Source organism: Richelia intracellularis HH01 (assembly GCF_000350105.1).
Lineage (GTDB): Bacteria > Cyanobacteriota > Cyanobacteriia > Cyanobacteriales > Nostocaceae > Richelia > Richelia intracellularis.
This window is the reverse complement of the sequence record NZ_CAIY01000021.1, coordinates 1-12,169: the sequence shown is the minus strand read 5'-3', so window position 1 is coordinate 12,169 and position 12,169 is coordinate 1. Positions and strand designations below refer to the sequence as shown.

Annotated in this window: 6 protein-coding genes; 4 read left to right on the top strand and 2 right to left on the bottom strand. The window is 32.3% G+C overall.

Annotation, left to right across the window (positions count from 1 at the left end; genetic code table 11):
* The first annotated feature begins 748 nt into the window (after positions 1-748).
* The 4 genes from serA to psb35 all read left to right on the top strand — a co-directional run bounded on the left by serA (position 749) and on the right by psb35 (position 7,136).
* The gene (gene serA, locus RINTHH_RS01720; RefSeq protein ID WP_008232140.1) at positions 749-2,329 is read left to right on the top strand and encodes a phosphoglycerate dehydrogenase; all 1,581 of its coding nucleotides are present in this window, start codon (positions 749-751) and stop codon (positions 2,327-2,329) included.
* Between the two features lie 99 nt (positions 2,330-2,428).
* A complete protein-coding gene (gene prmA / locus RINTHH_RS01715) occupies positions 2,429-3,385 on the top strand; it encodes a 50S ribosomal protein L11 methyltransferase (RefSeq protein WP_008232139.1) in 957 nt (318 codons plus the stop codon).
* Between the two features lie 673 nt (positions 3,386-4,058).
* Positions 4,059-5,909: a tetratricopeptide repeat protein gene (locus RINTHH_RS01710; protein ID WP_044304386.1), complete on the top strand. Its 1,851-nt coding sequence runs from the start codon at positions 4,059-4,061 to the stop codon at positions 5,907-5,909.
* A 1,029-nt stretch (positions 5,910-6,938) separates the two neighbouring features.
* Positions 6,939-7,136, top strand: coding sequence for a photosystem II assembly protein Psb35 (psb35, locus tag RINTHH_RS01705; protein WP_008232136.1), 198 nt, complete (start codon positions 6,939-6,941; stop codon positions 7,134-7,136).
* Positions 7,137-8,576: 1,440 nt separating this feature from the next.
* Here psb35 and RINTHH_RS01700 read toward each other — a convergent pair.
* Together RINTHH_RS01700 and truB are read right to left on the bottom strand one after the other, a co-directional pair.
* Positions 8,577-10,010 carry a glycoside hydrolase 100 family protein gene (locus tag RINTHH_RS01700; protein WP_008232134.1) on the bottom strand — a complete coding sequence of 478 codons (1,434 nt, stop codon included), beginning with the start codon at positions 10,008-10,010 and terminating at the stop codon, positions 8,577-8,579.
* An 809-nt stretch (positions 10,011-10,819) separates the two neighbouring features.
* Entirely contained in the window at positions 10,820-11,719 is a 900-nt protein-coding gene (truB, locus tag RINTHH_RS01695; protein ID WP_044304385.1) for a tRNA pseudouridine(55) synthase TruB, read from the bottom strand.
* Positions 11,720-12,169: the final 450 nt, after the last annotated feature.

The window sequence follows — 12,169 nt, the reverse complement described above, 5'->3', positions numbered from 1 at the left end:
AAATTTGCTTCTTTATAATATTTGTTTGGATACAAACTTTCATTATTTTTTTAGCTATTTTAACGTTTTGTAAACCCATTACAAAAACAGCATAACAATTTACTGTTAAATACTATCTATAACATTTTTGTCGAATCTTTTAGCCAATAGAATTACATCTATTAGATTTGATTATATTGACTAGATACAAATTTATATGGAAACTTGATAATTATTTATATTTTTTCTTGTATTATTTCTTACTAATTCCTAATGCACTTACCTCTCTATATTTTATACGAATCTTTACAAAATTATAAACATATTATATTACCCAATTTTGTCTGTAATTAATTGTTAATAGTGGGTTAATTTTTCATAATCGCTTTTTACTTACGATAGACTTTTATGAAGTTATATTTTTGTCCAAGTTAAATCTATAAAGACATCATAAACTTTAAACCAATTAGTATCTTTATTTCAATTATGGAAATATTTATATGTTATTTGCTACGATTAAGGCTTTGAGTCAAATTCTGCTACCCTACTCCCAATTTAAATTTAGGAATCATACGCTGGTAAATTCATAATACTGTACATGTGGTGTATATATGTTCAGATTGCTAGGGTAAGCTGTACTCATAACTATTTATGAGCATAATGTTCACTATTTATTCATAGTTCATACTGAGAGAGCTTTTTGATAATTTGACAATATACCTGGCTTTTTAAATACTCTCTTACCTCTAAAAAGAAAAACTAATAAATCATGTCTAAGGTTCTTGTCTCCGATCCAATTGACCAAACAGGGATTGACATCCTATCCCAAGTTGCAACAGTCGATGTAAAAACAGGGCTTAAGCCAGAAGAATTAGTCCAAATTATTGGTGAATATGATGCTCTTATGATTCGTTCTGGAACCCATGTCACTGAAAAGATCATTTCAGCTAGTAACAATTTGAAAGTAATCGGTCGTGCTGGTGTAGGTGTGGATAATGTGGATGTACCTGCTGCCACTCGCAAAGGAATTGTAGTTGTTAATTCCCCTCAAGGAAATACTATTGCAGCTGCTGAGCATACTTTAGCTATGATGATGTCTTTATCCCGTTACATTCCCGATGCCAACACTTCAGTAAAAAGTGGCTTGTGGGATCGCAAAACTTATGTAGGTGCGGAAGTATATAAGAAAACCATTGGTATTATTGGTCTTGGAAAAATTGGCTCCCATGTTGCCAAGGTAGCTAAAGCTATGGAAATGAAGTTATTAGCATTTGATCCCTTCATATCTGCAGAACGTGCTGAACAAATTGGCTGTCAACTAGTGGATTTAGACCTGCTAATACGGCAGTCAGATTATATTACTCTACACATTCCTAAAACTCCTGAATCTACTCATTTAATTAATGCTGAAAGACTGGCAAAAATGAAGCCTAATGCTAGAATTATCAACTGTTCTAGAGGGGGAATTTTTGATGAAGAAGCTTTAGCTATTGCCTTAAAAAATGGGCAAATTGCTGGTGCAGCTTTAGATGTATTTGAATCTGAGCCCTTAATAGATTCTCCTTTAAAAACCTTAGGCAAAGAAGTTATTTTAACACCTCACCTTGGTGCTTCTACTACGGAAGCACAGTTAAACGTAGCAATTGATGTGGCAGAACAAATTCGAGATGTTTTACTGGGATTGCCAGCCCGGTCAGCAGTCAATATTCCTGGCCTCAGTCCTGATATTTTGGAGAAACTCAAACCCTATATGCAGCTTGCTGAAACTTTGGGTAATTTGGTAGGACAATTGGCTGGTGGTAGGATAGAGTCCCTGAATGTAAAACTGCAAGGTGAACTAGCAACCAGCAAAAGTCAACCTTTGGTTATTGCCTCCTTAAAAGGATTACTATATCAAGCCCTAAGAGAAAGGGTGAATTATGTCAATGCCAATATTGAGGCAAAGGAAAGGGGCATTCGAGTAGTTGAAACTAGAGATCAATTTGTTAGGGATTATCCTGGTTCTCTATACCTAGAAGCTACAGGGAATTTGGGTATTCATTCAGTAACAGGTACTTTGCTGGGTGATGGGGAAATCCGGATTACTGATATTGATGGTTTTCCCATTAATGTACCCCCAAGTCAATATATGTTATTTACTGTACACCGTGATATGCCAGGGATTATTGGTAACATTGGTTCACTTTTAGGTAGTTTTAATGTCAATATAGCTAGTATGCAAGTAGGGAGAAAGATTGTACGTGGTGATGCAATTATGGTTTTAAGTATTGATGATCCTTTACCAGAAGGTATTTTGATGGAAATTACTAAAGTACAAGGTATCCAAGAAGCTTATACTATAGTACTTTGAAACATGTAAAGTTATCTACTATTCTTTGATTGCCAGTTAAGATAAGGGATGAAATAGTGACTATTTCATCCCTTATCTTCGATAATTTAAATTTCACATATGTTTAATAAGTGGTGGGAAATACAAATAATTTGTGAGTCGTTACAAGAAGATTCTGTCTTTTGGCGAATGGAAAACTTTGGCTGTCAGGGAATTGCTATTGAAGTAGCAGGTAGCCACATAGCTACTCCTGATATTTGGGAAGTAAATCCAAGAGGGTATTGCTCTTTTATTAGGTCTTATATGCCCCAAATACAAGTTAAATTATCAGATTTATCTAACTTGTTATCAGTCTTACAGCAGGATGCATTATGTTTGGATTGTATCGAGCCCACAATTTCCTGGCAATTAATTAGTGAGGAAAATTGGGCAAGTACTTGGAAACAATATTGGCAACCAGAGAAAATAGGCTGTTTTTTAATTAATCCAGCTTGGTTACCAACACCAGGAAGTACTGAAAGATTAATTATCAGACTTGAACCGGGTATGGCTTTTGGTACAGGGGAACATCCTACGACCCAGCTATGTTTAGAGTCTCTGGAAATGCAACTTAACCCCAATAAACTTGGTAAAAGTCTGGAGAAAAATATGGTAATTGCTGATATTGGCTGTGGTTCTGGTATTCTTTCAATTGGTGCATTGCTATTAGGTGTAGCAAAAGTATATGCAGTGGATACAGATCCCCTAGCAGTTCAATCAACTAGAGAAAATCTAACTTTAAACTTTAGCAACACTTCAGAAAGTTGTATGACTGTCTATGGGAGTATAGATGAACTATCAAAAATGATCTCAATACCTGTTGATGGGATTGTATGTAATATACTAACCCATATAATTATAGATATGATCCCAAAAATGAGTGTGATCATAAAAAACTCTACTTGGGCTATTTTCAGTGGTATTTTAATTGAAAAGTCTAAAGATGTAGTAGATACATTAGAGGAAAATGGCTGGTTAGTTACTAATATTAAGGAAAAACAAGAATGGTGTTGTTTAAATGTAATACGTTCTGAATAAATGTAGAGTACAGGAAGTAAGAGTAAGAGAAAAAATATATATAGGTAGGAATTCTTTGTGAAAATATTTAGGAGATTCAATTCAATTTGGGGGTTTTTATCTTTTTCTTTCTTAGCTACATAAATGAGGCCAATAGCTTAATAGTTAAAGTTATAAGTTTCTAATGCTTGTATCTCAATAAGTTTACATATAGTTTTTTGCACACCTTATATTACCTCCTAGTCATTAAGTGAGCTTTCACTCGACTCTACTGTTGAATTATTTTTAAATAGTATTAATTTTGGTAATGCATAAGCTTTATGTTATCCTCTTCCCTCAGGATCACTTCTTGGTATAAATCCTAACAACTTGTCATTGATTTACACTGTAATAATAAAATAATAATGATTTGTAGTGTTTATTTTTATAAAAGGTATATAGTTATACTAACTTGTTATTTTGTCCCTTGATTTTAATCATATTTGTTATTATTAGATGTTTATTTAACATTATTTTTTACGTGCGATTTAGTAAATAAAAAAGACTGAGGAAAAAGTCTATGATCGTAAAAGAGGGAATAAAAGAGTAGGATATGTAGGAAACATTTAAGTGCAAATCCAAAGTATAAAATTCCTCAGCCTTTCGATGATTCTATTACCATTTAGAATTGACATGATGCTTTCTAATTATAAATATGCCTGGGTCAATATCATTTCAGGAAAAATACTTATTATTAATTGATGAAATAGTGCAAGCTGTTCTCAAAGGTAAAATTAGTTCTGAAAGTCAAGTTCATCGAATACTAATCGGAGATATGACTATAGGGACAGGGGAAATCTTTGAGAGAGCTTTAAGTATTCGCATGAGTTATTTCCAGCAACAATTGGATATGGAAATAAACGAACTCAAACAAGCAAAAGCTAGTCGTAGTTTAAAAGCCATTAACATCATTCAAGGTCAATGGGAAAAAATACAGGAGCAAAACAAGGCTACAGAAGTCATTGCTGCAGCTGTTAGGGAAATTACTATTGCAGAATCAGATGAACGATTAGTCAGATTATTAAGTGCTATTGACCCCAATAGCAAATACCCCCTTAATATTCTACAACTACAACAATTATCAGAGTCTTTAAGTAAATTTGCTCAAAGGGATTCTGAGTTACAGCAAATAGTTGATGGTATTACTTGCGCTACCAAGACTTGGGGAAAATTACAAGAATATTTGCTGACTTGGATATATGAACATCAAGATAACCTTGGCTTTGGAGTTATTCCTGGAGAAAAAGATCCCTGGGCACTATGGGCAAAAAAAGTAGATAAATCACCCCTGAAAATACTATTACAGGCCTTGGCAATGGGAAAATCCATGGTGGAGTTTTTGAATAATTATGATGTAGATGATATTTCTTTAGATGAATGGCTGGAAGTAACTCTGGTTCTACAAAGTGTTCAGAGAGGACTGGTGAGTTGGTTTGACAAACAACCATACAATATTGAAGCTGGTTCTAAATTATCTATTTCCACATTTTTGACCTTTGCTGTAATTTGGAGTCAGTTAGCAAATGGTTTTGGTCTTGATAGTAAATACGGAACTTGGTCTTCCAGCATTATGTTGCAAATTTTGCGTACATTTGCTCAAAGGCCCTATTTTCCAATGTATGGAGGAATTTTTGCCTCTTTTTCTGGGGTATATCTACACAGCGCATTGAATTATTTAGATGAGCCGCTAAAATTTGTCCAGGGAACTCAAGAAAAAGCCAGAATTTTAACCTTATTAGGTTATTCCCAAAGAACATTAGGGAAGTACAAAAATTCTATATCCTTTCACAAAGAAGCCTTGGAAATTGCCATAAATGCTGGTGATCACTCCTGTGAAATTGCAAATTTCAACCATCTGAGCCGTACATGTGTAGCAGAAGGCAACTATACAGATGCTATTAACTATAGCCAACGTGCCTTAATTATAAGTAGACAAACAGGGGAAAAAATAGGAGAGGCAAACGCATTGGCTAATTTTGGTTATAGCAAAGTTATGCAGGCTAAAGAATTGAAAGAGTTAGGAACAGAAACCTATGAAACGGCAATTAGTTATTTGAAGCAGGGTTTGAAGTTATCAGAACTACTGGGAGATGTACAGAGTAAGGCACTGTGCCTGAGTAGCTTGGGTGTAGCTTATCAAGTAGTAAAACTGTATTCAGATGCAGCAACAAGTTTAGAAGCAGCATTTAGAGTAGCTCAAATTTCTGGAGATTTGTATCTTCAGGGCTTAAACTTAGGAAATCTTGCAGAAACAAACTATAGTTTAAAAAATATAAATAGGGCAATTTACACAGGCAGTTTGGGAATGTATTTATTACACCAAATTGATGCCTATAAATGGCAAGAAACAGCTATCTTGCTGGGTGCTATACAAGCAGAAATAGGGGAAAAAAATTTCCGGGAAAGCTTGGAAGAGGAACGTCCTCGTATAATTGCCATAATTGGAATAGATGGATATGAATATATCCCTTGCTTGATTGCAAAATATCATACAGAAGAATACTAATAAGAGATTTGATAGTCTCCCATTTTGTACTACTTATATGTTTTTATAACACCATTTTGATGTACACAATAATAAATACTAGAATTTAATGACTTAAGTTCAACAGAATTTTAGATCCCGAGCTTTATTATTAAAGCTCGGTCATGAAACTATCCGAATTTGTTTTACCATTACTCCATAAATTTATTATGTATAAACTACTAAATTCAATTTTATTCCATTATAAAAAATACATTTTAGAATGATAAATTAACTAAGAGCACATATATCTTCTGCAGCCTAGAATATGAAGCTTGGAATTCATTAGGCTCTCATTTTAGCTTTTTCTATATATAATGCTTTCTCATATGCTTAACCATAATTTTCTAGCTCTATATATGAAGACTATTATAAAATTATTAATTTTTTAGATATCATGCTTTACCTCTTATATCAAGTAAAAATACTTTTATCCTTGCTTAATTTTTCAATACTAAATATTTTGTAGATAGAACAAATACGACATTTTTTAAATTTTATTTTTCCTAGATCTTAATACTAAATTTGTTAGTATGATATTTTAGTAATCATCATAATTAAATCTATCAGACGATTACTGCATAATTTTTTTAAACGATTTTACTTTAGATAATAATATCTACAATTATTAGGATTTAAATAGAATTTACCAGGTGTTACTAATATGTTCTATTACTGAGCATTAATCTGGTGTTTGAGTAAACTTAGATCTCAAATTCTACATTTTTGCACATTTAATTGTTAACAATGAGTACTGAAGATTAGTATAAATTTATGGGGCAAACTGCATCCTAAATCAGGATACAGCAAGTTGAGCGCTGATTACTTAGTTCGATTTGATACTTTTTAATATTTTTTAAGTCTATACTCAATGATGTTGTCACACCAAGCAAAGAAAAATTACACTCTTGCTGTTCGGTAATTGGGGCTTTTATGATCTAAATGATTATGTTACTCTTCTCCAATAACAGTTTAATAAGGTAACTTCGCTAATGTTCAGGAGAATAACTTATGGCTTTATTTATGAAAACAGGAATTGTAACAGCAGGTTCTAATTTTCCCGTGGCTTTTACTTTAGTTTATGTAGTTGGTTTTATTGCCGCTGTTACCATTGGTTCAATAGCTTGGTATAACTCAAAGCGCCCACCAGGTTGGGAAAATATAGATCGTCCAGATTTCATTCCTCCTGTAAATAATAAAAATAGTTAGCTGTTCATTGTAGACTAAGAGTTTATAAATAGCCAATAGTTAATTTCACATTTCAGCCCAACTATGATAAGCGCTTTGAGCTTTCTCGAGAATATTATTTATAACCGGTTGGGTTGATTCTTATGCCAATAATAAATACTACAATTCAGCCATTTTTTTTAAGTGACTTTTCCATAACTATAAATTAAGTGGCTAATTGCTTGAATTAGTCTATAATAATTTTTAAAGGGCATACTTCCTCCTAGATGATATTCTACTACCCAGGTATAGTATTCTGATAATTGTTGAGAACATCGATACGTTTTAAGATGAAAAGCTCTGTATTTGATTATTATTCACATAATTGCCAGGAATAATTACTTCTATCAGCTGGGAATTATTACCTTATCAAATTGATCAACCAGCATCAAAACCATTAAATTTATTGCATTGTTTAGGGTAAGTTAGTCAAGCATTGATATTTTATCCCATTACTCTGTAATATGAATTGACACTTATTTATAGAAGGCTAGGCTAAGTCTTAATTCTTAAATAAATAGTTGGTATTTATTTCTTACCCACTAATCAGACTCTATTATACCAAAACTAAATAGCTCTAGATATACTTGAACTATTCAGTTGGAAAAACAGCATAATATTCTCAATTTTGACTGTGTAATTATCTACTATCAGAGTCACATCCCTAAAAATATTTGTCACTGATTATATTTTTGTATTAAAAGGAAGAATAATATAAATATTTTCTCAATAAAATAGTTGATATACAACTAGATACATAATGTTATATAAATTTGCTGGCTGCTGTCAAGATGATTTTTTGCTTAATTATTTAAATAAATGCGTCTAAGTTTTTCTATCTCTTAATTCTTACCATAACATAATTGTAAAAAATGAGTAAATTTACCCAAATCACTTATATATAATTCTTTGTTAAGAATGACATTTAGATAGCTCTCTTTTCTAAGATCTCTCAAGGCAATAAAAAAACTAATTGAGGCTAAGAAGGCATCATCGAGAAATAATAAATTAAGGATATAAACTCTATTGCTATAATTTATATCCATAAAAACTCACTAGAAAATTATAATCAATGATTTGAATTTTTTTATAAGGTTTTATAAAAAACTTTTCTTTAGTTAATACTATGAAGCTATATATAGCCTTAAGGCTTTTTGAAAAATCTTATTTTATTTTGAAATCAAAACTATCGAGTTTACTGAGAGCATTCCAAATCATCTATTTATTTTCCAGACTCAGTCTTTAATTACTTTTAAGTGAATTCTTTTAATCAAAAAACTTGATCTGGAGCCCAAAAATTATCTCACTAGGTGAATAGTTTTAGATTTCGGATTGAAAACCGTAGGTAATCTATATCTAGATTAGGATATGGTAAAGACAATGGTAGGAGCGGGCAAGTTAGTATCCTGCCATTGTAAAACTTTAAGAGTCAAAGTAGTCAAATTTTAACTCGCAAGCTTGAGAAACCTGTTTTGTAATGAATGGATCGAAACTAATCAAAGATAGACTTCCAGGTTGAGCTAGTATTTCTTTTGCCAACAAAAATCCTACAATTGTCCAAGTTTGATATTTCCGTGATTGTCTGCCAATTAATCTTCCCTGTTTGCCGTCATAATACTCAGGCCACTCGTCATTTTTAAGACGTTCTTGGGCAATAGTAAGCGCTCTTTGCATTAATTCTCTATGATTGGTTTTAACACAGGCGGCAGCCAACATCCACATTAAGACAGGCCAATTCCCAGCATTATGATAGGACCAGGGTATATTTTTGGGATCACAACCCGTAACATATTTATACTCTTCATTTTCCAATGCTGGGAATGTGATTTTCATCGGCATATCTCCTACTAAATCATCCCACCTTTGCTCAATCAAGGTCATAATTGCTTGAGACTGTTCTTGTGTTGTTAGATCAATAATTACAGCCATTAAATTACCCAAAGTGAAGAAACGGGTATCCATTTGAGATGGCCCCACATTCCCGGCAAGATAACCACCCCCTTTTGGTAACCATCTATCCAATTCGCTGTAAGGAATAGAATCAACATATATATTAAATTGATTGACCGCATCTTTACCATATTCTTCCCCTCGATACCGATAGATATCATTTAAACGATGAAGATCAATCCAGTAATGCTTGCGAATATGAGCGGCCAGTACGGGTAGGCGATTATCAATAGCAAATACTAACTCTTCATTCCCCTGACAAATTAATAATTCCCGGGCTGCTCGCAAAGCAGCATAATATAGAGATTGAATCTCTAAAGGATGACCATGAATCCCCAAGCGACGGTCAATCATGCAAGCTCCATCAGGGACCAGCAAGGTGGGATACATATCAAACCGTGTCGCTAAACACAGATCCAAAATTAACCGAATACCTTGTTGAAAATCATCTTGGTATGCTAGAGAATAATCCTTGGTTGCGACAACATAAGCACGTAGTAAAACTATCCACCACAGGGAAGAATCAACCGGTGTAACTCTCGCAATGGCATTTTCACCAAAATCAGCCTCTAATTCTTCTTGTCCATTATTAAATGTAACTTTAAAACTAGCGGGCATTAAGCCTCTACCTGGTTTATAAGTACCTAATTGTTTTTTCTTCGGTTGTAGTTTTAAGGTTTGTTTCAGGAAATTGCGAACGATTTCCGTTCTACCCTTAATCAAAAATAGCAATGCAGAAACTACAAAATCACGGACAAAGCACTGGTCATAATTAAGTGTATTAGCTGTACTATCTAAAGCTGCTACTGTTCCAATAGGATTCCCTTGATAGTAAATAATAGTTTTTTCTAGAGTGTCCCATGCATCTTTTTCTACATCTTTAAGAATTACTTTATGTGGTTGCATTACCAGAATAGCTCCATTTTAGTTTCTTTCTATCTATTGGCATTGAAGTGTAGACTAATTAAGTATTACTATCAATTTAACAAGTAATAACTATTGTATTAGTTCAATTACTAGAAACCATTTAGACAATTTCCATATTAGTTTGATAGAAACTACAAGATATTTTTCTTAATCTATCGCTACGGGGTAATTGTACTTTTGCAAGACTTGTTAAATAGTTTGCTTTAGTACTGAACTAATCAACATTAGTCAAAATAGAAAAAAACAAGTATTCTTTAAATATCTCTAAATGCTTTATAATTGCTTATATTATAATATTGTAATGCAACCACTATATTATAATATAGTTGTGTATGAATATAGTCTAATATTTGATATAAATAAAAGAACATATATCTAAGCTCTTGTAGTATTAGAATTTTTAAAAATGCTATTTAATAATCTTTCACTTACTATAAATCAATAGTATTATTTTTATTCCATACTAAAATAGCCTTGATCATCTTTATAATAAAGACTATTAAAGAATAATACTTGTTACACATTAAATATGTATATATTATGATGATTAATTTAACAAATAGCCTCCTTGTAATCTAGATTAATCACGAAAATTTATCATTCAGGATAGAGATCAATTACTAGTTTATATACTATGCATATTTATTGAATATATATACATCTATTAATAAGTCTATAACTTATTGGAAAATCTATCTATATCTAGTAAATTGTGAGTATATCATAACAGACTATCGTATTTTCAAATTTGCTCCTGAACGAATTATTTACCTTATGAAAGGTAGATATTAATGGTAGGTATTATCGGTAATTACTATTATTGGAACTAATAATTTTTCATTATCTGAAATAATTTGTTTACCTAGCCCCAAAAAACAACCATCTTGTCTATAAACTCGTACTATTAAATTTTCACTATTTTCATCAATAGGAATATATCTTCCCTGAGACCATTTCCGAGCAGGAGCTGTTGCTAATGTTATAGTGCTTAAATGCCATAAAGGTAAATCAGGGGGTATAAAATTCCAGGTTTTTGCTTTTATCTGTGCTTCCAAATCTATAAAATTAATACTATTATCCAAGCAAAAACCACTGCTGAAAGTTCGCTGCAAAGCAGAAAGAGTTCCACCAGTATTTAACTTTATCCCCAAATCACGAGCTATTGCCCGAATATATGTACCAGAGCCGCAAGTGATTGCTACATCTAATTCAGGGAAATCGTTGATTCGCCAATCTAAAATTTTAATCTCAGAAATTTCTACTATTCGACTCGGAACCTCTACAACTTGACCTCGACGAGCCAAATCATATAAATGTCTACCTAGGACTTTAATAGCACTATAACGAGGGGGAACTTGTTCTATTTTACCTATAAACTCGGACAATGCAGCTGTTACCATTTTCAATGTCAACCCCCGAACTGATTCTTGAAAAATTACTTCCCCTTGCAAATCATCTGTTGTGGTGGTGAGACCCAGGCGAATAGTAGCTTTGTATTTTTTATCTCCTGGAAGATATTGTAATAGGCGAGTTGCCCTACCAATAGCAATGGGTAATACTCCAGTTGCAGCAGGGTCTAATGTGCCAGCATGTCCTACACGTTTTATTTTTAGGAGTTTGCGTATCTTAGCAACACAATCATGTGAAGTCCAATCAAAGGGTTTATCAAGATTTAAAAATCCTTGCATAAAATAGAAATTAAGTTTATATAAATAAAAAAAGTTTATAATAAAATATTCATTTCTATATCTCAATTTCCCAATATTTTCTAGGGATGTAAGCTATTAATAAATTATATTTATGCACATATCAAGTTACATAAACAATAAATCATTACCATATTCCTAGAATTTCCACATTAAAAGCATCATAATCATGATAACAGAATTAAGATAATAGGTTAACATTCAATTTTTAGGAACAATTACTTAATTATATTAGTAAATTACCATACATGATATCATAAATTTTATGCGTATTTCTTTAAATTTAATTATAGTGTCATAAAAATAGTGTTAGTTATAATGAAGGTTATCTAATTCATAAGCACTATCTGATCTTGAAACTAACTGGGAGATCCTATAAATGCTAGGTAATCATAATTATTTTCAGATATACAAGTTATTTATTCCTATAAT

What these genes read in the sequence shown, in the direction of transcription:
- psb35 (WP_008232136.1), top strand. Translation starts at nt 6,939, where the DNA reads ATGGCTTTATTTATGAAAACAGGAATTGTAACAGCAGGTTCTAATTTT.
- RINTHH_RS01700 (WP_008232134.1), bottom strand. Translation starts at nt 10,010, where the DNA reads ATGCAACCACATAAAGTAATTCTTAAAGATGTAGAAAAAGATGCATGG.
- RINTHH_RS01710 (WP_044304386.1), top strand. Translation starts at nt 4,059, where the DNA reads ATGCCTGGGTCAATATCATTTCAGGAAAAATACTTATTATTAATTGAT.
- prmA (WP_008232139.1), top strand. Translation starts at nt 2,429, where the DNA reads ATGTTTAATAAGTGGTGGGAAATACAAATAATTTGTGAGTCGTTACAA.
- truB (WP_044304385.1), bottom strand. Translation starts at nt 11,719, where the DNA reads ATGCAAGGATTTTTAAATCTTGATAAACCCTTTGATTGGACTTCACAT.
- serA (WP_008232140.1), top strand. Translation starts at nt 749, where the DNA reads ATGTCTAAGGTTCTTGTCTCCGATCCAATTGACCAAACAGGGATTGAC.